This window comes from Microbacterium sp. ANT_H45B, assembly GCF_008369345.1.
In the GTDB taxonomy this organism is placed as follows: Bacteria; Actinomycetota; Actinomycetes; order Actinomycetales; family Microbacteriaceae; genus Microbacterium.
In genome coordinates this window covers 1,228,618-1,248,384 of the sequence record NZ_VOBK01000001.1, presented here as the reverse complement: position 1 = coordinate 1,248,384, position 19,767 = coordinate 1,228,618, and the positions used below count along the sequence as shown (strand labels likewise).

The 19,767-nt window shown below is 69.9% G+C and carries 20 protein-coding genes; 8 read left to right on the top strand and 12 right to left on the bottom strand.

Annotation, left to right across the window (positions count from 1 at the left end; all coding sequences use genetic code 11):
• The first annotated feature begins 73 nt into the window (after window positions 1-73).
• Window positions 74-1,372 carry a DUF4032 domain-containing protein gene (locus FQ142_RS06025; RefSeq protein ID WP_056420340.1) on the top strand — a complete coding sequence of 433 codons (1,299 nt, stop codon included), beginning with the start codon at window positions 74-76 and terminating at the stop codon, window positions 1,370-1,372.
• 18 nt (window positions 1,373-1,390) lie between these two features.
• On the opposite strand, the gene FQ142_RS06020 is transcribed toward FQ142_RS06025, so the two are convergent.
• The 6 genes from FQ142_RS06020 to FQ142_RS05995 form a co-directional block, all read right to left on the bottom strand.
• A complete protein-coding gene (locus FQ142_RS06020; RefSeq protein WP_149422589.1) occupies window positions 1,391-2,032 on the bottom strand; it encodes an NAD(P)-dependent oxidoreductase in 642 nt (213 codons plus the stop codon).
• 11 nt (window positions 2,033-2,043) lie between these two features.
• Window positions 2,044-3,051, bottom strand: coding sequence for a 23S rRNA (guanosine(2251)-2'-O)-methyltransferase RlmB (rlmB, locus tag FQ142_RS06015; RefSeq protein ID WP_045254316.1), 1,008 nt, complete (start codon window positions 3,049-3,051; stop codon window positions 2,044-2,046).
• The gene (gene cysS, locus FQ142_RS06010) at window positions 3,044-4,453 is read right to left on the bottom strand and encodes a cysteine--tRNA ligase (protein WP_149422588.1); all 1,410 of its coding nucleotides are present in this window, start codon (window positions 4,451-4,453) and stop codon (window positions 3,044-3,046) included. The genes rlmB and cysS overlap by 8 nt, the downstream gene beginning before the upstream one ends.
• Window positions 4,454-4,531: 78 nt before the next feature.
• Window positions 4,532-5,122, bottom strand: a complete 591-nt coding sequence (locus FQ142_RS06005) for a short chain dehydrogenase (RefSeq protein ID WP_149422587.1) — start codon at window positions 5,120-5,122, stop codon at window positions 4,532-4,534.
• A 94-nt stretch (window positions 5,123-5,216) separates the two neighbouring features.
• A complete protein-coding gene (gene ispD, locus FQ142_RS06000; RefSeq protein WP_410477429.1) occupies window positions 5,217-6,434 on the bottom strand; it encodes a 2-C-methyl-D-erythritol 4-phosphate cytidylyltransferase in 1,218 nt (405 codons plus the stop codon).
• 73 nt (window positions 6,435-6,507) lie between these two features.
• A complete protein-coding gene (locus FQ142_RS05995; protein WP_056312597.1) occupies window positions 6,508-6,990 on the bottom strand; it encodes a CarD family transcriptional regulator in 483 nt (160 codons plus the stop codon).
• Between the two features lie 135 nt (window positions 6,991-7,125).
• Between FQ142_RS05995 and FQ142_RS05990 the strand changes: the two genes are divergently transcribed.
• Window positions 7,126-7,659: a DNA modification methylase gene (locus FQ142_RS05990; protein WP_149422585.1), complete on the top strand. Its 534-nt coding sequence runs from the start codon at window positions 7,126-7,128 to the stop codon at window positions 7,657-7,659.
• A gap of 80 nt (window positions 7,660-7,739) precedes the next feature.
• On the opposite strand, the gene FQ142_RS05985 is transcribed toward FQ142_RS05990, so the two are convergent.
• Complete coding sequence (locus FQ142_RS05985; protein WP_056420324.1) at window positions 7,740-8,423, bottom strand: response regulator transcription factor; 684 nt, start codon at window positions 8,421-8,423, stop codon at window positions 7,740-7,742.
• Window positions 8,420-9,637, bottom strand: coding sequence for a sensor histidine kinase (locus tag FQ142_RS05980; RefSeq protein WP_149422584.1), 1,218 nt, complete (start codon window positions 9,635-9,637; stop codon window positions 8,420-8,422). The genes FQ142_RS05985 and FQ142_RS05980 overlap by 4 nt, the downstream gene beginning before the upstream one ends.
• A gap of 219 nt (window positions 9,638-9,856) precedes the next feature.
• Here FQ142_RS05980 and phoU point away from each other — a divergent pair, with 219 nt between their 5' ends.
• The gene (phoU, locus tag FQ142_RS05975) at window positions 9,857-10,555 is read left to right on the top strand and encodes a phosphate signaling complex protein PhoU (RefSeq protein WP_045254308.1); all 699 of its coding nucleotides are present in this window, start codon (window positions 9,857-9,859) and stop codon (window positions 10,553-10,555) included.
• 87 nt (window positions 10,556-10,642) lie between these two features.
• Here the strand turns inward: phoU and FQ142_RS05970 are convergent, their stop codons facing one another.
• On the bottom strand, window positions 10,643-11,392 hold the full coding sequence (locus FQ142_RS05970) for a phosphoglyceromutase (RefSeq protein ID WP_056420319.1): 750 nt from the start codon (window positions 11,390-11,392) through the stop codon (window positions 10,643-10,645).
• Window positions 11,393-11,452: 60 nt separating this feature from the next.
• Here FQ142_RS05970 and FQ142_RS05965 point away from each other — a divergent pair, with 60 nt between their 5' ends.
• Complete coding sequence (locus FQ142_RS05965; protein WP_149422583.1) at window positions 11,453-12,277, top strand: class I SAM-dependent methyltransferase; 825 nt, start codon at window positions 11,453-11,455, stop codon at window positions 12,275-12,277.
• Between the two features lie 7 nt (window positions 12,278-12,284).
• Here FQ142_RS05965 and FQ142_RS05960 read toward each other — a convergent pair whose 3' ends face one another.
• From FQ142_RS05960 to FQ142_RS05950, 3 genes are all read right to left on the bottom strand, one after another.
• A complete protein-coding gene (locus FQ142_RS05960; RefSeq protein ID WP_149422582.1) occupies window positions 12,285-13,406 on the bottom strand; it encodes a YgfZ/GcvT domain-containing protein in 1,122 nt (373 codons plus the stop codon).
• 1 nt (window position 13,407) lies between these two features.
• Window positions 13,408-14,010: an FABP family protein gene (locus tag FQ142_RS05955; protein WP_149422581.1), complete on the bottom strand. Its 603-nt coding sequence runs from the start codon at window positions 14,008-14,010 to the stop codon at window positions 13,408-13,410.
• 163 nt (window positions 14,011-14,173) lie between these two features.
• Window positions 14,174-14,461, bottom strand: coding sequence for a hypothetical protein (locus FQ142_RS05950; protein WP_056420308.1), 288 nt, complete (start codon window positions 14,459-14,461; stop codon window positions 14,174-14,176).
• Window positions 14,462-14,533: 72 nt separating this feature from the next.
• Here FQ142_RS05950 and FQ142_RS05945 point away from each other — a divergent pair, with 72 nt between their 5' ends.
• From FQ142_RS05945 to pstS, 4 genes are all read left to right on the top strand, one after another.
• On the top strand, window positions 14,534-15,217 hold the full coding sequence (locus FQ142_RS05945) for a winged-helix domain-containing protein (protein ID WP_149422580.1): 684 nt from the start codon (window positions 14,534-14,536) through the stop codon (window positions 15,215-15,217).
• Window positions 15,218-15,270: 53 nt separating this feature from the next.
• A complete protein-coding gene (locus FQ142_RS05940; protein ID WP_149422579.1) occupies window positions 15,271-17,436 on the top strand; it encodes an RNA degradosome polyphosphate kinase in 2,166 nt (721 codons plus the stop codon).
• A complete protein-coding gene (locus tag FQ142_RS05935) occupies window positions 17,433-18,410 on the top strand; it encodes an NUDIX hydrolase (protein ID WP_056420302.1) in 978 nt (325 codons plus the stop codon). Before FQ142_RS05940 ends, FQ142_RS05935 begins: the two co-directional genes overlap by 4 nt.
• Window positions 18,411-18,577: 167 nt before the next feature.
• On the top strand, window positions 18,578-19,681 hold the full coding sequence (gene pstS, locus FQ142_RS05930) for a phosphate ABC transporter substrate-binding protein PstS (protein WP_056420299.1): 1,104 nt from the start codon (window positions 18,578-18,580) through the stop codon (window positions 19,679-19,681).
• Window positions 19,682-19,767: the final 86 nt, after the last annotated feature.

Genomic DNA, 19,767 nt, shown 5'->3' with positions numbered 1-19,767 from the left:
GATCCACGGACGCGGCGCGGGCTGACTTCGGTCGCCCGCGCCGCTTCTGATTTCCCCCCTCGTCTGGAGTCCCATGCAGGATGCGCTGCGGATCACCGCCAGCTCCGTCGACCCCGCGTTGCTCGCGCTGCCCTGGTCGACGACCCTGGCCAGATGGCCGTCGGAGCAGATCGTGTCCCTCCCCAAGGGACTCTCCCGCCATCTGGTGCGGTTCGCGGATCTGTCGGGACGTGTCGTCGCCGTCAAGGAGACGACGGATGAGATGGCGAGACGCGAGTACGAGATGCTCGGCAATCTCGCCCGCCTCGACGTCCCGTGCGTCGACAGGGTCGCGGTCATCGCAGGCCGGACGGATGCGTCGGGAGACCCGCTTCCCGCCGCCCTCGTCACCTCGCACCTGCGCTTCTCGATGCCGTACCGCGCGCTGTTCACCCGGGTGCTGCGCCCCGACACCGCTGACCGCCTGGTCGACGCCCTCGCCGTGCTGCTGGTGCGTCTGCACAACGTCGGCTTCTACTGGGGCGACGTCTCGCTGTCGAACACCCTGTTCCGCCGTGACGCGGGTGCCTACGCGGCGTACCTCGTCGATGCCGAGACGGGCGAGCTGCACGAGGAGGGCCTGACCGACGGCCAGCGCGCCTACGACCTCGACCTCGCGCGCACGAACATCGCCGGCGAGATCATGGACCTCGCCGCGGGCGGACGCCTCGAGCACGGCGTCGATGCGGTCGCGATCGCCGACGGCATCGTGTCGTCGTACCGCTCGCTGTGGGCCGAGCTCACCGCCCAGGAGTCCTTCGCCGCCGCCGAGACCTGGCGCATCACCGAGCGCGTGGAGCGCCTGAACGCGCTCGGGTTCGACATCGACGAGATGTCGATGTCGACGACCTCCGACGGCACGGTCGTCGAGATCCAGCCGAAGGTCGTCGATGCCGGACACCATCAGCGGCGCCTCATCCGCCTGACCGGACTCGACGTCGAGGAGAACCAGGCCCGACGCCTGCTCAACGACCTCGACGAGTTCCGCGCCCGTTCGACCAAGCAGTGGGCGGACGAGGAGATGTACGCCCACGAATGGCTGACGCGCGTGTTCGAGCCCGTGGTGCGGGCGATCCCCTACGAGCTGCGCGCCAAGCTCGAACCGGCCGAGGTGTTCCACCAGGTGCTCGAGCACCGGTGGTACCTGTCGCAGGCGCAGGGCCGGTCGGTCCCCCTCGCCGAGGTGCTCACGAGCTACATCAACGAGGTGCTGCGCCACCGGCGCGACGAGGCGACGATCATGGGTCCGCCCACCGAGACGATGGGTCTGCCGGTGATCACGGGAGCGACCGCGGTCGCCGACGACGAGGTCGACTGGCGCGACCTCGTCTGAGCGCGCTCGCCCGCGGGATCAGTACCCGACGGTGAAGCGCCCGCGGCGGTGCGCCGGGCGCTCGATCTCGTCGACCACCGCGACGGCGAAGTCGGCGCCCGAGATGAAGGACGTGCCCTCGTCGTCCCGCACGATCACATCGCCGCCGTCACGGTAGTGACCGGTGCGCTCCCCCTCGGCCCACGGCCCGAAGACCTCGGCGGGGTGCACGAAGAACCAGTCCAGGGACTCGTCGGTGCTCTCGAGCAGTGCGAGCGAGTCGATGCCGACCTGGGCCTCGTGCTTGTACTCCTCGGGAAAGTCGAGGTCGAACAGGCGGGGTCCGCCGGGGGCGACGAGGCTGCCGCCGGCACCGCCCACGACGCCCAGACGCGTTCGCGCACCGTCGAGCTCGGCGATGACGACGCGCAGCGCGTCGAGCACCCGGTCGGTCATGTCGCCGCGCGGAGAGAGGGCCGAGACCACGGCATCCGCGCCGTCGACGGCGCTCGCGAGCGCCCCCTTCTCGAGGGCGGAGCCCTGCACGTACGAGGCTCCCTCGACCGCGTCGGACGGGGTGGAGCGGGAGATCGCGATGACCTCGTGACCGCGGCTCACCGCCTCCGCGACGATGTGGCGTCCGGCGTAGCCGGTTCCTCCGAGGACGACGATGCGAGCCATGTGCTTCTCCCCTACTTCTTCGCGTTGCGGATGGTCGACACCTGGTACAGCGCGACGGACGTCGCGATGCCGGCGTTGAGCGACTCGGTCACCGCCGAGATCGGGATCGACACGATCTGGTCGCACGTCTCGGCGACGAGGCGCGAGAGCCCCTTGCCCTCGGAGCCCGTGACGATCACGACGGGGCGATCGGCCAGCTGCAGCTCGGGCAGCAGCACGTCGCCGTCGCCGTCGAGGCCGAGCACGAACACGCCCTGCTTCTTGAACTCCTTGAGCTGTGTCGTGAGGTTGGTGGCGAGGGCCACCGGCACCCGGGCCGCCGCACCGGCGCTGGTCTTCCAGGCCGCGGAGTTCACGCCAGCCGAGCGACGCTGCGGCAGGATGATGCCGTGGCCGCCGAATGCGCCGGTGGAGCGGATGATCGCACCGAGGTTGCGCGGGTCGGTGATGCCGTCGAGGGCGACGAACAGCGGAACCTCGCCCCTGTCGATGACGGCCTCGAGGAGGTCCTGCGGATGCGCGTACTCGTACGGCGGCACCTTGACGGCCACGCCCTGGTGCACGCCGTCGAACCCGGCCATGCGGTCGAGCTCCTGACGCGTCACCTCGAGCACCGGGATGCCCCGGTTCGTGGCGATCGACAGCATCTCCTTGACGCGGTCGTCCATCTCGACGCGCTGGGCGATGTAGAACGCCGACGCCGGGATCTTCGCACGCAGGGCCTCGAGCACGGAGTTGCGGCCGGTGACGACCTCGACTTCGGTCGTGTTGTCCTTGGCGCGCGCCGAGCGGTTCGGGTTGCCGCCGGACGTCTGACGCTGGCCCGGCTTGCCCTTGCCACCGGACGCCGCGTAGCGCTCGGCCGCGGCCTTGCGCTTGCCGGCGGGGTGCCAGGCGCGGTCCTCGGCCTTCGGGGTCGGTCCACGACCCTCGAGGGACTTGCGTCCCATTCCACCGGTGCCCTTGGTGGGGCCCTTCTTGTTTCCCTTGTTCGCGCCGGGGCGCTGTGGCTTAGCCATCGATACTCCAATGAGTTCCGGCCGGAGAGTCCTCCAGCGTGATTCCAGCAGCGGCGATCGCATCACGGATGCGATCGGCCGCGGCCCAGTCCTTGTCAGCGCGCGCCTGCGCGCGCTGGGTGATCATCGTCTGCACGAGCGCGTCGAGAGCGGATGCCGTGGCACCGTCGCCGCTCTCGCTCCACGCGGAGGCGTGCGGATTGAGACCGAGGATGTTCGTCATCGCGATGACGTCCATCACGTCCTGCCTGGCCTCGTCGATCTTCCCGTCATCCAGCAGCGCGTTGCCCGAACGGATGCTGCTGTGGATCGCCGCGAGAGCGCGGGGGACGGCGAGGTCGTCGTTCATGGCGTCCCAGAACTCCGTCGGCAGCCCCTCTTTCGCCTGGGACCACCCCGGCTTCGCCAGGCGCTGCCCCCGGTCGAGGAAGGTCCGGATGCGCCCCAGCGCCGCCTCGGCCTCGGTCCACGACGACTCGGTGAGGTCGAGGCTGGAGCGGTAGTGCGCGGCGGCGAGCGCATACCGCACCACGAGAGGATCGTGGGCGTCGAGCACCTCGGCGGCGAGCGTGAAGTTGCCCAGCGACTTGGACATCTTCTGTCCACCGACGGTCACCAGGCCGTTGTGCACCCAGTACTGCGCGAAGCCGTCGCCCGCGGCCGTCGACTGGGCGAGCTCGTTCTCGTGATGCGGGAACCGCAGATCGAGGCCACCGCCGTGGATGTCGAACTCCGGTCCGAGATAGCGCTTCGACATCGCGGAGCACTCGATGTGCCAGCCGGGACGCCCCGCGCCCCAGGGCGACTGCCAGGTCGCATCCGCCTGTTCGTCGGCCTTCGCGCCCTTCCACAGTGCGAAGTCCTGCGGATTGCGCTTGCCCCGGGGGTCCGCGTCCTCGGCGGCCTCCATGGCATCGACGGACTGGTTGGTGAGCTCGCCGTACGACGGCCACGAACGCACGTCGAAGTAGACGTCGCCCGAACCGTCCGGCGCCGGGTACGCGTGGCCGCGTTCGATGAGGGTCGCGATGAGCTCCTGCATCTGCGGAATCGAGGCCGTCGCGCGAGGTTCGTAGGTCGGTGCGAGGATGCCGACACCGGCATATGCCGCTGTGAACTCCTGCTCCATCCGGTACGCCAGCGCCCACCAGGGCTCGGCGCCCGTCGCGTTCGCCAGCACCTTGTCGTCGATGTCGGTGACGTTGCGCACGAAGGTCACGCGCCCGTAGCGATGCGCCAGCCAACGCCGCAGCAGATCGAAGCTGAGCGCCGCCCTGACATGACCGATGTGCGGACCGGACTGCACCGTGGGTCCGCAGACGTACATCGTGATGTTCTCGGAATCGAGAGGCACGAAGTCGCGCAGCTGCTGTGCGCGGGTGTCGTAGAGGCGGAGTGTCACCGCACAAGCTTACCGGGCGGCGGAATCCGAAGACTGGGCGGTTGCGCGGCGCCTCGGGGAGGTCGGTCGTTCCCGCAGTCAGTCGACCGCGAGGACACGTCCGGTCTGCACCCCGAGCACGCTCTTCGCGAAGGCCTGGCCGACGCGATACGAAGACACGGGCACGAATCCGGGGAACGAGGAGTGATACGCCGGCGCATCCTCCAGCACCGACGGGCTCACGGCGTTGATGCGGATGCCGCGCGGCAGCTCGGTCGCGGCCGCGCGCACGAACGACTCGACGGCGCCGTTCGCCATCGAGGCGGCCGCTCCGGTCGCGATCGGCTCCCGGGCGAGGATGCCGGAGGTCAGTGTGATCGAGCCGCCGTCGCGCACGAACGGCGTGCCGATGCGGACGACATCGAGCTGCGACAGCACCTTGCCGCGGAACGCCGACTCGTGGTCGTCGCGTCGCAGATCGCCCAGCGGAGCGAACGGGACCTCTCCGACGGCGACGATCACGGCATCGACCTGCCCGACCGCGGCGAAGAGCCGCTCGATCGACGCCAGGTCGGTGATGTCGACCGCCGGCTCACCGCTGCGGGAGGCGGAGACGACCTCGTGCCCCTCGAGTGCGTCGACCGCGGTACGACCGACCTGTCCGGTGGCTCCGATGACCAGGATCCTCATGACATCTCCTTCTGCGCATGCGACCGCCGCACGCTGCTGTGTGCCCCAACGGGCCGGCGGGCCGGGGCATTCCCGGCATCCGGACGCTGCGTCGTCAGACCGGGTGGATGATGGCGACCGCGGTGACCGCGACCCCTTCGCCACGGCCGGGGAAGCCCAGGCCGTCGGTGGTGGTGGCGGTGACCGCGACCGGAGCGCCTCCGAGGGCGTCCGACAGCACGCGCTCGGCCTCCTCCCGTCGGCCGCTGAAGCGGGGACGGTTGCTCTGGAACTGGGCCGACACGTTGCCGATCGCGAAGCCGGCCTCCGCGAGGATCTCCCGGGTGCGCGCGAGGAAGACCTCGGCGTGGGCGCCCGCGTACTCGGGATGCGCGGTGCCGAAGTGCTCGCCGATGTCGCCGAGGCCTGCCGCACCCAACAGCGCGTCCACGATCGCGTGGGCGACCGCATCGCCGTCCGAGTGGCCGGAGAGCGCCGGCTCCCCCGGCCACTCGAGACCGGCCAGCCACAGCACACCCTCTCCCCCGAACCCGTGCACGTCGGTTCCGAGGCCCACCCTGGGTCCTGCGGACGGCCCCGACGACCGGACCGACGGCGCGGCCGCGGAGGGCACCGCTCCGACAGCGGCGAGCAGGTGGCGGGCACGCTCCAGGTCGTCCGGCGTCGTGATCTTGAAGCTCCGCGCCGACCCGGGGATCCGCCGCACGAGATGGCCGGCCGCGGCGAAGAGGGCCGCGTCGTCGGTGTAGTCGATGCCGGATGCCGCGGCCGCCGCGTACGCGGCTTCGAGCAGCGCACGGGGAAAGCCCTGCGGTGTCTGCGCGGCGGCCAGCTCCGCGCGATCGACGGGCGCGATGATCGTGTCGCCGTCGACCCGCTTCAGGGTGTCGACGACCGGGAGGGCGGGGATGATCCCCGTCTCGCCGTCGACCGCCGCCGCCACGGCGTCGATCACCTCGGGCGGGGTCAACGCACGAGCGGCGTCATGCACGAGCACCCGCGTGACATCGCCCCACAGCGCCTCCAGCCCTGCGGCCACGGACCGCTGACGGGTGTCGCCGCCCGTGACGACGCGTCCGAGCTCGATCCGGTCGCCCGCCGCCGCGCGCAGCTCCGTCTCGGCGTCGCCCTCGAACCCGGCGGGCGCGACGACGATCACCTGCGCCGGGGCGGCGGCGAAGACGCCCTCGAGCGCATGCCGCAGGATCGTGTGCGTGTCGATGCCGACGAACGCCTTGGGCGCTCCGGCATCCAGCCGGGTGCCGGAACCGGCGGCGACGACGAGGATCGCGGTGTCTGGGACGGGAAGCATGCTCACCGGGTTCACGTTACCGGCGCGCACGAAAAAAGGCGGATGCCGAAGCATCCGCCCTCTCTCGAATCTCTCAGGAAGCGAGGACCTCGTCGAGCAGTGCGCTCGCCTTGTCCTCGTCGGTCTTCTCCGCCAGAGCCAGCTCGGAGATGAGGATCTGACGCGCCTTGGCCAGCATCCGCTTCTCTCCCGCCGACAGTCCGCGGTCCTGATCCCGACGCCACAGGTCGCGCACGACCTCGCTCACCTTGATGACATCGCCGGAGGCGAGTTTCTCGAGGTTCGCCTTGTAACGACGCGACCAGTTCGTGGGCTCCTCGGTGAACGGGGCGCGCAGCACCTCGAACACGTGATCGAGGCCTTCACGGCCGATCACATCACGGACCCCGACCAGATCGACGTTCTCAGCGGGCACCTCGATGATGAGGTCCCCCTGGGTGACGTTGAGCTTCAGGTATTTCTTCGCCTCACCCTTGATGATGCGCTCCTTGACCTCGATGATGGTCGCAGCGCCATGGTGCGGATAGACGACAGTCTCGCCAACCTCAAAAAGCATAAAAAATTGTCCTTTCGGCAACCTCAAGGATACCACAGGGAATATGCGCTAAGGTTCGCGCCCCTGCGTCCTCGGACCGTCCCCCGCATACGCATAGAATGGATGCGGATATCCCGTCGGACCTCAGGAGGACCCGTGAAATCGCGCCTTGTTGCGTCTGCCGCCATCAGCGCCCTCGTCCTTCTGGGCGCCACCGGATGCACGTTCATCTCGCCGCAGGCGACGAAGATCGAGTACTCCGCGTCCGACGGCGTCAACGTCTTCGACTCCGACGGACCGATCGATGTCCGCAACGCCTTCATCGTCGCGTCGGAAGACGGCACGGTGGGCAACTTCATCGGCGCCGTCGTGAACCCCTCCTCCGAGAAGGCGACGCTGACGATCACCGTCGGCGACCTCGACCCCCTGACCGTCACGGTGCCCGCAGGCAAGACCCTCAGCTACGGCGCCGGCGAAGAGCCGCTGCGCATCGAGGATCTCGATGCCAAGCCCGGGTCGACCATCGAGGTCCACTTCCAGTCGGGTGACGGCGCCGGCACCAAGACGGCCATCCCGGTCCTCGACGGCACCCTGCCCTACTACTCCGACCTCGTCCCCGACGAGGCCGAGGCGACGCCCACGCCGACGCCGGTCCCGACCGACACCGCAGCCCCGGCGCCCGCGGAGTGATCGCACCCCCACGCTGACGGAAGAGGCCGGCACCCCCGCGGGGGTGCCGGCCTCTTCCGTCTGTGCGGTCTGCGCGCGGGTCAGCCTTCGAAGCGGTATCCGAGACCACGGACGGTGACCAGCATCACCGGCTCGCCGGGGTTCTCCTCGATGCGCGACCGGATGCGCTTGATGTGCACGTCGAGCGTCTTGGTGTCTCCGAAGTAGTCGCTGCCCCACACGCGGTCGATCAGCTGCCCGCGGGTGAGCACGCGCCCGGAGTTGCGCATCAGCACCTCGAGCAGCTCGAACTCCTTCAGGGGCATGTTGATCTGCGCGCCGGCGACCGAGACCGTGTGCCGGTCGATGTCGAGCGAGACGCGACCGCCGTCGAGCACACGCTCGTCGAGCTCGCTGTCGGCCTGCACGACGCGGCGCAGCACCGCCCGCATCCTGGCCAGCAGCTCGCGCGACGAGTAGGGCTTGGTGACGTAGTCGTCGGCGCCGAGCTCCAGCCCGACGACGATGTCGACCTCCGAGTCCTTGGCCGTGACCATGATGATCGGCACCGCCGAGGTCGTGCGGATCTGGCGGCACACCTCGGTTCCCGGCATCCCCGGGAGCATCAGGTCGAGCAGCACCACGTCGGCGCCGCGCTCGCGGAACGCCGTGAGCGCGCCGGGGCCGTCCTCGGCGATCTCCACCTCGTACCCTTCGCGGCGCAGCAGGTACGCCAGCGGGTCGGCGAGATCGGGCTCGTCTTCGACGAGAAGGATGCGTGTCATGCGTGCTCTCCGTTTCGGACGCGGGCCGCGGCCTTGGCCGCCTTGCGCTCGCGCTTCTTCTTGTTCTTCTTGTCCGTGTCGATCCTCGGGGGAGCATCGATCCTCGGCAGCCGGATGGTGAAGGTCGACCCTCGGCCCGGTCGCGACCACAGCCGCACCTCGCCGCCGTGTCGCTGGGTCGCGTGCTTGACGATCGCGAGCCCCAGGCCCGTGCCGCCGGTGCGTCGCGAGCGCGCCTCGTCGGCGCGGTAGAACCGCTCGAAGATCCGCTCGCGGTCGCCCTCGGCGATGCCGATGCCCTGGTCGGACACCGCGATCTCGACGACGCCGTCGTCGACCTTCACGCCGATGCCGACCCTGGAGCCCTTCGGCGAGTAGGCGATGGCGTTCGCGATGAGGTTCCCGAAGGCCTCGATGAGGATCTGGGAGTCACCGCGCACCCAGACGCCGCGGTCGCCGCCTCGCGCGATCTCCACGCCCGCGGAGTCCGCCTGCACGACGTGCGCCTCGAGCGCGGTGGCGAGCACCTCGTCGATCGCGACCGGCCGCACGTCGGAGAGGGCGTCCTCGGCCTGCAGGCGGGACAGGCTCATGATGCGTCCGGTGAGCTGACCGAGCCGCGAGGCCTCGGCGGAGATGCGGGAGGCGAAGTGACGCACCTGCGCCGGATCGTCCGCCGCCGACTCGATCGCCTCGGCGAGCAGCGTGACCGCACCCACCGGGGTCTTCAGCTCGTGGCTGGTGTTGGCGACGAAGTCCCTGCGCATCTGGTCGAGGCGTTCCTGCTCGGTGACGTCGCGGATGATCAACAGCGTCATCCGCGGACTGATCACACTCGCGCGGGCCGACACCAGCCGCGGATCGAGGCTCAGACCGCCGCGGGTGAGGCGCAGCGACTCGGAGGCGGATCCGCCCTCGGCGCGTCCGCCCCGCACGAGCTGGCGCAGCTCGGGGTTCTCGAGAGGAGCACCGACCTCGATGCCGAAGCGCGACGCCGCCCTGGAGGCCGCGAGGACGAGACCCGAGGAGTCGACCACGCAGGCCGCGTCGTCCATGCTGCCCAGCACCGCGGTGACGCCGTCGGGGACGACCAGCGAGGACTCATCGGCGACCCGGGCCCTCGCGCGGTACGCCCACGCCACGAGGAGGGAGAGTCCGACACCGATCGCGAGGCCGACGGCCAGTGCGAGCAGCGCGATCTGCGGCAGGGTCATACCCTCAGCGTAGAGGGCGTTCACCCGCTATTCGGCGGGTTCGCCCGCGCTGACCACAAGGCGAGAAGTACTATTCACGTGCTGGGCACCGTTCGTTAACCTTCGGAGCAGACAATCGCTTTCGGGCCTGTGCGGGAGCGCTGTGCTCTCCCCGCGCGGACGACCCAGCCGTCTCGCGTTGACACCACAGCCGAGACCCGAACGAAAGGTTGCGCCGACATGCGCGAAGTCTTCCATCAGTCCCTCGAGGATCTGCAGTCCCAGCTCGTGGAGATCGCCGACCTCGTCACGGTCTCGATCGACAAGGCGACCCGCTCGTTCGCCACGAGCGACGTCGAGCTGGCCGAAGAGGTCATCGCCGACGACGCCAAGATCGATGAGCTCGCCGTCGCCCTCGACGAGCAGGCCATCGAGATCCTCGCCCGCCAGCAGCCGGTCGCCCGCGACCTCCGCGTGGTCGTCACGGCGCTGCGCGTCAGCGCCTCACTCGAGCGCATGGGCGACATGTCGGAGCACATCGCGCAGCTCGCGCGTCTCCGCTTCCCCGAGCGCGCGATCCCGAAGGGCCTCAAGGGCACCTTCACGAAGATGGGCGAGCTGGACGTCGAGATCTCCCGCACGCTCTCCGAGCTGCTGCGCACGCAGGACCTGAAGCTCGCCGACACCATCCGCAACACCGACGACGACATCGACGAGCTGCACGCGAGCGTGTTCGAGAAGGTGCTCAGCGACAACTGGAAGGGCGAGGCCACCGCGACCGTCGACGCCACGCTCGCCAGCCGCTACCACGAGCGCTTCGCCGACCATGCGGTCGCCGTCGCCAAGAAGGTCATCTACCTCGCGACCGGAGACTGGCGCATCGAAGAAGAGGACATCGCCCTCGCGATCGAGCAGCAGCGGGAGCTCGGGCACGCCTGAGCCGGCGCGGATACACCGAGGGGGCGGATGCCGACTGCATCCGCCCCCTCGGTGTATCCGCGGTCGCGCGTTACTTCTCGCCCCGGGTCACTTCTTGCCCTGGGCGGCGACCGCCGCCGCACCGGCCGCAGCGGCCTCGGGGTCGAGGTAGCGGCCGGGCCCGGTCGGGACGTTGTTCTCGTCGAGCTCGTACACGAGCGGGATGCCGGTGGGGATGTTCAGCTCGGCGATGTCGTCGTCGCTGATGCCCTCGAGGTGCTTCACGAGTCCGCGGAGCGAGTTGCCGTGCGCCGTGACGAGAACCGTCTTGCCTGCCTCGAGGTCGGGAACGATCGCGCTCTCCCAGTACGGCAGCAGGCGGTCGATGACGAGCTTGAGCGACTCGGTGCGAGGCACCTCGCCGTCGATGCCGGCGTAGCGCGCGTCGTGCACCTGGCTGAACTCGCTGTCGTCGTCGAGCACGGGCGGCGGCACGTCGAACGACCGGCGCCACAGCTGGAACTGCTCGGGACCGAACTCCTCGAGGGTCTGCGCCTTGTCCTTGCCCTGCAGCGCGCCGTAGTGACGCTCGTTCAGCCTCCACGAGCGCGTGACCGGGATCCACAGGCGGTCGGCGGCGTCCAGTGCGATGTTCGCGGTCTGGATGGCACGGCTGAGCAGCGAGGTGTGCAGGACATCGGGCAGGAGACCGGCCTCGGCGAGCAGCTCACCACCGCGCTTCGCCTCCTTCTCGCCCTGCGCGTTGAGTCGGACGTCCACCCAGCCGGTGAAGAGGTTCAGTTCGTTCCACTCGCTCCGGCCGTGACGGAGCAGGATCAGGGTGCGCTTCGAAGTCATGGCATCAGTTTATCGGCGCAGCGCCACGCGTACACGCCCGCGCCCTGGGAGGATTGACGCATGGCGTCATCTCCTCTCGGTCGGCCGACCCGCGGCACCACCGGGACGAACCGGCTCCGGCGGAACGACCGCTGGATCGCGGCGAGCACCGCCTTCCGACGAGCCGAGGATCCGCTCGTCGTCGATCTGGGCTACGGGGCGAGCGGCGTCACCGCGTTCGAGCTCGCGACCCGACTGCAGCGCGTGCGCCCGGATGCCGAGGTGCGCGGCCTCGAGATCGATCCCGCGCGCGTGCAGACCGCGACCCGGCAGCTCGCCGAGGTGCACGCCGGCCGCACCCCGTTCTCCCCCGGCCTGCGGGTGTCCTTCGCCCGCGGCGGCTTCGAGGTCCCGCTCCCGGCCGGACGCCGCCCCGCCGTGATCCGCGCCATGAACGTGCTGCGGCAGTACGACGAGGGCGATGTGGCGAGCGCCTGGCGCACGATGGCCGCGCGTCTCTCACTCGGTGGGCTGCTGGTCGAGGGCACCTGCGACGAGATCGGTCGCGTGTCGAGCTGGATCGACGTGGACCCGACGCGAGCACCGCAGCGGTTCACGATCTCGCTGCGCCTGGCCGACCTCGAGCATCCGAGCATCGTCGCGGAACGGCTTCCCAAGGCGCTGATCCATCGCAATGTCCCTGGCGAGCGGGTGCACGCCCTGCTCGTCGATCTCGATCGCGAGTGGGCGCGCGCGTCGCCGCTGTCGACGTTCGGGGCGACTCAGCGGTTCCTCGCCGCCGTCGGGGCCCTGCGCGCGCAGGGCTGGCCCGTGCTCGGCGGCAGGAGCCGCTGGCGCCTGGGCGAGCTCACGCTGCCCTGGGACGCGGTGGCGCCGCTCGACTGACCGGCGCTCAGCCCGCCTGGCGCGGATCGGGTGCGCTCGGGCGTCGTGACAGACGCGTCAGACGAGGGATGTCGGCGGTGGCGCCCGCGTCCGCGGGGACGATGACCTGCTGGGTCGCCGCCACGTCGACGCCGTCGGACCGCACCACGAGATCGCCGACCGGCGTGCGGCGCGACAGGATCGCGAGGGCGATGGGACCGTCTTCGTGGTGTCGCGCGACCGAGGTCACCTGACCGACCTCGTCGTCGCCGGCGAACACCGGGTCTCCGACCGCGGGCAGGACCGCCTCGCTGCCGTCGAGGTGCAGCGCGGCGAGGCGACGCGGCGGGTGGCCGAGGTTGTGCACCTTCGCCACCGTCTCCTGTCCCCGGTAGCAGCCCTTGTTCAGGTGCACGGCCGTGCGGATCCAATCGGACTCGTGCGGCAGCGACCTCTCATCGACCTCGGCGGACCAGCGCGGGCGCCACGCGGCGACGCGCAGCGCCTCAGCGGCGAGGAGTCCCGCGAGCTGGTCGGCGGCGAGCGTCGTCGCGAGGGCGTCGGAGCTCTCCCGCTCGAGGATCGCCACCCGCCAGGCGAGCGCCGCCCCGGGGTGCTCGGCGATCTCGGCGTACTGATGCCCGCCGGCGCTCACGGCCTGCCACGGATCCACCCAGACGAGCGGAACGCCCGACGGAGCGGATGCCGCGGCGAGCGCCAGCTCGGCAGCGGCTCCGCCGTCGACGAAGCCCAGCAGGGCGAGGTCGGGGCGCACGGTCACGGTGGCCTGCGTGCGGAACTTCATGCGCGTCAGCCAGGTCGCGAGGGCGTCGGCATCGCCGGCATCCGCGATGAGCCAGGTCGACGATCCGTCGTCCACCACCCCGGCCGCATGCTCCACCCTCCCCTGAGGGTCGAGCACCAGCAGCTCGGTGCTCTCGCCCGCCGAGAGTCGTCCGACCGCCTGCGAGGTGATCGAGTCGAGCCAGCTCAGACGCTCGGGGCCGGCGACCTCGATGACCGTGCGATCGTCGAGCGGCGCCACCGCCGCACCGGCGGCGAGTCGGCGCTGCTCGCGGAATGCGTCGCCGAAATGGGAGATCCCCGTCTCGTCGGCGACGGCACCGGGGATGTCGGCGAAACCGGTCATGTCAGACCTTCGCCAGACGGGCCGAGGCGTGCGAGCGCATCGTGGTTCCGAGGGCGGCGATGTCCCACGCCCACAGCAGATGGTTGTCGACGAGCCCGTACATGCGTGTCGCGGCGCCGTATTCTTTTGCGCCGGCGCCGCGGACGATCGCGTCGGAGGCGATGTCGATGCGCGGCCCGGCGATCTCGCCGAGGTAGAGCTCCAGCATCCCGTCGGCGTGCGCGATCGACACCTCGATGGGGAAGCCGCCCGAGGGAGCGCGGAGGGCCTCGACGTCGTCGACCCCGCGGGTCACGGTCGCAGCGAGCGGGGGCAGCAGCGCGGGTCCGGCGTCGGCGTCGGTCGCGGGGCGGGAGAGGCGCCAGAATCCGGTCTCGGCGACGAGGGGGATCGACTCGGCACCGTCATCGCCGGCGAGGACGGCGGTCGCCGAGTAGTTGAGGAAGGCCCCGCCGTCGTGGCTGAAGCTCACCCGATGGGTGAACTCGCCCTGCAGGCGTTCGTCGCCGACGGGATAGTCGATGACACCGGTGCCCTCCCAGACGCCGAGGAGCCACGAGAGCGGCGCGAGGTCGGCGGGGAGATCGGTGGGCAGCTCGAGCACGACGCTCAGCGCTGACCGCGGAAGAGGTTGCGCAGCACGACGACCGAGACGAACACGATCGCGAGGCTCGCCAGGCCGAGCAGGCCGATGAAGAAGAGTTCGAGCGCCAGGAGATCCATGACGCCCACTTTACCCTCCGTGCGGACGGGTGTCTCGCGACGCGTCAGGTGACCAGCGACGCCAGCCCGAACCCGATGGAGATCACGCCCATCAGCAGCAGCGCCCCGATCGTGCTCCCGCCCACCCGGAGGATGAACCCCTGCGTGCGCCCGTACCAGAGCTGCGTGGCGAAGGAGAGCAGGACGATGCCCCCGAACGCCACGATCAGCCAGGGCACGCGCCATTCCGACGAGACGAAGACGCCCACCCCGATGGACGCGACGACGGCGACCGCCCAGACGGTGAGCACACCGACGAAAGCGTTACGCGGTGCGAGCGCAGGATCCGACATACCTCCATTGTCACCCATCCGCGCCCGGTATCATGGCGTCACGGCGTACCCCGCCGTCCGGAAGGAGTGCGTGTGGCCCAGGTCCTGGTGTTGACCAATGCTCCGGTGTCGGAACTGGTCCTGCCCGCGCTCGAGCTTCTCAGCCACCGCGTGCGTCAGATCCCGGCCGAGCCGGCCCAGCTGGTGAACGCTCCCGACTACGACATCGTGATCGTCGACGGCCGTCTCGACCTCGTCGGAGCCAAGTCGCTGTGTCGGCTGCTGCGCGCGACGGGCCAGGATGCTCCGCTGCTGCTGGTCGTCACCGAGGGCGGCATGAGCGCCCTGTCCGGGGAGTGGGGCATCGATGACGTGCTGCTCTCCACCGCGGGACCGGCCGAGACCGACGCCCGCGTGCGCCTCGCTCTCGCCCGCCGCGACGAGGTCGCCGAGCCCACGCGCGTGCAGGCCTCCGGCGTCACGATCGACGAGCAGTCGTACTCGGCGAAGCTGCGGGGGCGCCCGCTGGATCTCACGTACAAGGAGTTCCAGCTGCTGCACTTCCTCGCCACGCACCCGTCACGGGTGTTCACGCGCGAGCAGCTGCTCAGCGAGGTCTGGGGCTACGACTACTTCGGCGGCACCCGCACGGTCGACGTGCACGTGCGCCGGCTGCGCGCCAAGCTCGGCGACCAGGAGCAGATCATCGGCACCGTGCGCAACGTGGGGTACCGGTTCAACGTCCACGACGACGAGACGGTCGCCGCCACGGTGTGACCCTGGCGTGCCCGTTCACGCGCGCGTCACCTCACGGTGCTTAGATGTACCCCATGATCGATCCCGCTCTCGCCGACGCTGGTCTCGGTGACGCTGAAGATGACGACTTCGATGCGACCGAGGCTCCGGATGCGCTGCTTCCCGACCACCGCTACCTCGATCGCGAGCTGAGCTGGCTCGCGTTCAACCAGCGCGTCCTGGAGCTCGCCGAGGATCCGTCGCTCCCCGAACTCGAGCGGGCCAACTTCCTGGCGATCTTCGCGAGCAACCTCGACGAGTTCTTCATGGTGCGCGTCGCGGGGCTCAAGCGCCGCATCGTCACCGGTCTCGCCGTGCCGACGAACATCGGGCGCTCGCCCGCCGACGCGCTGGCCGACATCGCCCGCGAGGCGCATGCCCTGCAGCTGCGCCACGCGGACGCGTGGAACTCCCTGGTGCGACCGGCGCTGGCCGAGTCCGGCATCGAGATCACCGTGTGGTCCGAGCTCACGGACGAGGAGCGGGGCAAGCTCAGCGAGTATTTCGGCGCCCAGGTGTTCCCCGTCCTGATGCCGCTCGCCGTCGACCCCGCCCACCCCTTCCCCTACATCTCCGGGCTGTCGCTCAACCTCGCCATCCGCATCCGCAACGCCCGCACGGGGCGCCAGGAGTTCGCCCGCCTGAAGGTGCCGCCGATGCTGCCGCGCTTCGTCGAGGTGCCGGGCACGAGCGAGATCAAGCGCTTCCTCACTCTCGAGGAACTCATCGCGAACCACCTCGGCGACCTGTTCCCCGGCATGGAGGTGCTCGACCACCACGCGTTCCGACTCACCCGCAACGAGGACGTGGAGATCGAGGAGGATGAGAGCGAGAACCTCATCCAGGCCCTCGAAGCCGAGCTGCTGCGGCGCCGGTTCGGACCGCCGATCCGGCTCGAGATCACGGACGACATGGACGAGGTCACGATGGACCTCCTTGTCCGCGAGCTCGACATCACGGACAAGGAGATCTACCGTCTCCCGGGGCCGCTCGACCTCCGCGGCCTGTTCGACCTGTCGCGGATCGATCGCCCCGACCTGCGCTACCCGCCTCACCTGCCCACCACCGCGGTCGCGTTCCAGCCCACGGGCAGCAACACGCGCGCCGACATCTTCAAGGCCATCCGCAAGTCCGACGTGCTGGTGCATCACCCGTACGAGTCGTTCACGACGAGCGTCGTGTCGTTCCTCGAGCAGGCGGCACGCGACCCGCACGTGCTCGCGATCAAGCAGACGCTCTACCGCACCTCCGGTGACAGCCCGATCGTCGAGGCCCTGATCGATGCCGCCGAGGCCGGCAAGCAGGTGCTCGCCCTGGTCGAGGTCAAGGCCCGCTTCGACGAGGCCAACAACATCGTCTGGGCGCGCAAGCTCGAGAAGGCCGGTGTGCACGTCGTGTACGGGCTCGTCGGGCTGAAGACCCACTGCAAGCTCGCCCTCGTGATCCGCGAGGAGGAGGGCGTGCTGCGCCACTACTCGCACATCGGCACCGGCAACTACAACCCGAAGACGAGCCGCATCTACGAGGACTTCGGGCTCTTCACCACCGACGCGCAGGTGGGCAAGGACCTGACCCGCCTCTTCAACGAGCTCAGCGGCTACGCGATCGAGAAGAAGTTCAAGCGCCTGCTCGTCGCCCCGCTGCACCTGCGCAAGGGCCTCGTGCGCCAGATCGATCACGAGCGCCGGAACGCCGAGAGCGGAAGGCCCGCGAGCATCCGCATCAAGGTCAACTCGATGGTCGACGAAGAGATCATCGACGCGCTGTACCGCGCGAGCGCCTCCGGAGTGAAGGTCGACGTCTGGGTGCGCGGCATCTGCAGCCTGCGCACCGACCTCGAGGGCATCAGCGACAACATCACCGTGCGCAGCATCCTCGGCCGTTACCTCGAGCACTCCCGGATCTTCGCGTTCCACAACGACGGCGACCCGCAGGTGTACATCGGCAGCGCCGACATGATGCACCGCAACCTCGACCGACGCGTCGAGGCGCTGGTGCGGGTCACCGACCCCGGCCACCTCAAGGACCTGCTCGACTTCTTCGACCTGGCCATGGACCCTGGCACCACCTCGTGGCACCTGGGAGCCGAGGGGGTCTGGACGCGGCACTCCGAGAATGCCGACGGCACGCCGCTCGTCGACCTGCAGGACAAGACCATGGGGTTGATCCAGCGACGCCGTCGCGCACGGTCGGTCCGATGAGCTCACAGTCGACGGCCCAGGCGGCGGGGTCGAAGTGGACGGACAAGGCCGTCTACGCGGCCGGCGCCGTCGTCTGGCGCCTGATCGACGGCAAACTGCGGATCCTGCTCATCCACCGCACGAAGTACCGGGACATCACTCTGCCCAAGGGCAAGGTCGACCCGGGCGAGATGCTCGCGGAGACCGCCGTGCGCGAAGTGCACGAGGAGACCGGCATCCGGGTGTCCCTCGGCGTCCCGGTCGGGGTCAGCCGCTATCACCTGCCGTCGAAGAAGCAGAAGGTCGTGCACTACTGGGCGGCCGAGGCCACGGCCGAGGCCATCCGCGCCTCCACCTTCGTGCCCAATCGCGAGATCGCCGCCCTCGAGTGGGTCAGCATCAAGAAGGCACGTGCCCGTCTGAGCTACCCGGTCGACCTCGAGATCCTCGATTTCTTCGCGAATCTCGTCGATGACGGCGTCCTGCGCACCTTCCCCGTGATCGCACTGCGTCATGCGAAGGCGCTGTCCCGTTCGGACTGGGACGGGGCGGATGCCGCGCGTCCGCTGACGGAGCGCGGCCAGCACCAGGCGTCCTCGATCGTCGGACCGCTGCGCGCCTTCGGCGTGCGAAGGATCGTGACCAGCGACGCGGTGCGGTGCGTGCAGACCGTCACCCCGCTGGCCGCCGCCCTCGACCGCAAGAAGGTCAAGACCGAGGCGATCAGTCAGGATGCCTGGGAGGAGGGTCGCGACGACCTCCGCTCCGTGGTCGGCCGCCGCGTCCGCTCGGGAAAGCCCGCGGTGCTGTGCAGCCACGGACCGGTGCTCCCCGGCATCCTCACCGAGCTCGCGCTCGCCACCGGCACCATCCGCGGATCGTACGTGAGCAGCGCCGCCGCCCTCGAGCCCGCCGCCTTCTCGGTCGTGCACCTCTCGGCGACGAATCCGGGCTCCGGGATCATCGCGATCGAGACGCACATCCCCAAGGTCTGACCCCGACTCCGGCGGGATTCCGCGGATGGGCGCGGTATCCGGCCCCAGAGAGTCGACCGCCGTTCACCTTCCGTTCACCTGTGCGGGAGAGTCTCGTTAACCGCCGCACCTAGCGTCACTGTGTGCCCTGCACCGGGCCCCACCCCTCCAAGATCGAAGGATCCACAGTGAAGATCTCCCGAATCGCACGTATCGGCGCCATCGGCGCCGTCGCCGCTCTCGCACTCGCCGGCTGTGCCGCGAACGAAGGCGGCACCGGCGGCTCCACCGACGCCCCCACCGACTCCACCCTCTCCGGCACCATCGAGGCCACCGGCGCCTCCTCGCAGGAGGCCGCCCAGCAGTCCTGGGTCGCCGCGTTCCAGACCGCCAACCCCGACACCACGGTGAACTACACCGCGACGGGCTCGGGAACCGGCCGTGAGAACTTCATCGCCGGCTCCTCCAACTTCATCGGCTCCGACCGCGCGTTCAACGCCGACGAGATCGCCAAGGGCGGCTTCGGCTCCTGCGCATCCGACGAGATCGTCGAGATCCCGGTCTACATCTCCCCCGTCGCCGTGGCCTTCAACCTCGACGGAATCGACGAGCTGAACCTCGACGGCGAGACCATCGCCAAGATCTTCGCCGGCACGATCACCCAGTGGAACGACCCGGCCATCGCCTCGCAGAACGAGGGCGTCGACCTTCCCGACCAGGCGATCGTCACCGTGCACCGCTCGGACCCCTCGGGCACCCAGGAGACCTTCACCAAGTACCTCAGCGCCGTCGCCCCCGACGTGTGGACCTACGAGGCCAGCGACGAGTGGCCGCTTCAGACGGGCGAGGCCGGAGACGGCACCTCGGGAGTCGTCGACGCGATCACCAACGGCTCCGGCTACATCGGCTTCGCTGACGCGTCGCGCACCTCGGAGCTCGGCCAGGTGGCCGTCGAGGTCGAGGGCGACTACGTCCCCTACTCGGCAGACGCCGCCGCAGCGCTCGTCGAGGCATCGCCGCTCGAGGAGGGCCGCTCGGACCACGACCTCGCGTTCGCCGTCGACCCGGCCGCCGCACCCGCCGGCTCGTACCCGATCGCGCTCGTCTCGTACCTCATCGGCTGCGTCGACTACGACGACGCCGAGACCGCCGGCCTCGTGAAGGCGTACTTCGAGTACGTCTCCTCGGCCGAGGGTCAGGATGCAGCCGCCGAGGCTGCCGGCAGCGCGCCGATCTCGGACAGCCTGCGCGACCAGATCAGCACCGCGATCGACGCGATCGTCACGAAGTGACCGACGGCTCAGCCCACGGCTGAGCTCCGGTCCGACGCCCCCGGGTGTCGGTCGAGAGGACTCGACCGACACCCGGGGGCACCCGC

Coding starts and splice junctions, on each gene's coding strand:
- FQ142_RS06025 (WP_056420340.1), top strand. CDS start 74: ATGCAGGATGCGCTGCGGATCACCGCCAGCTCCGTCGACCCCGCGTTG.
- FQ142_RS06020 (WP_149422589.1), bottom strand. CDS start 2,032: ATGGCTCGCATCGTCGTCCTCGGAGGAACCGGCTACGCCGGACGCCAC.
- rlmB (WP_045254316.1), bottom strand. CDS start 3,051: ATGGCTAAGCCACAGCGCCCCGGCGCGAACAAGGGAAACAAGAAGGGC.
- FQ142_RS06005 (WP_149422587.1), bottom strand. CDS start 5,122: ATGAGGATCCTGGTCATCGGAGCCACCGGACAGGTCGGTCGTACCGCG.
- ispD (WP_410477429.1), bottom strand. CDS start 6,434: ATGCTTCCCGTCCCAGACACCGCGATCCTCGTCGTCGCCGCCGGTTCC.
- FQ142_RS05995 (WP_056312597.1), bottom strand. CDS start 6,990: ATGCTTTTTGAGGTTGGCGAGACTGTCGTCTATCCGCACCATGGCGCT.
- FQ142_RS05985 (WP_056420324.1), bottom strand. CDS start 8,423: ATGACACGCATCCTTCTCGTCGAAGACGAGCCCGATCTCGCCGACCCG.
- FQ142_RS05980 (WP_149422584.1), bottom strand. CDS start 9,637: ATGACCCTGCCGCAGATCGCGCTGCTCGCACTGGCCGTCGGCCTCGCG.
- phoU (WP_045254308.1), top strand. CDS start 9,857: ATGCGCGAAGTCTTCCATCAGTCCCTCGAGGATCTGCAGTCCCAGCTC.
- FQ142_RS05970 (WP_056420319.1), bottom strand. CDS start 11,392: ATGACTTCGAAGCGCACCCTGATCCTGCTCCGTCACGGCCGGAGCGAG.
- FQ142_RS05965 (WP_149422583.1), top strand. CDS start 11,453: ATGGCGTCATCTCCTCTCGGTCGGCCGACCCGCGGCACCACCGGGACG.
- FQ142_RS05960 (WP_149422582.1), bottom strand. CDS start 13,406: ATGACCGGTTTCGCCGACATCCCCGGTGCCGTCGCCGACGAGACGGGG.
- FQ142_RS05950 (WP_056420308.1), bottom strand. CDS start 14,461: ATGTCGGATCCTGCGCTCGCACCGCGTAACGCTTTCGTCGGTGTGCTC.
- FQ142_RS05940 (WP_149422579.1), top strand. CDS start 15,271: ATGATCGATCCCGCTCTCGCCGACGCTGGTCTCGGTGACGCTGAAGAT.
- FQ142_RS05935 (WP_056420302.1), top strand. CDS start 17,433: ATGAGCTCACAGTCGACGGCCCAGGCGGCGGGGTCGAAGTGGACGGAC.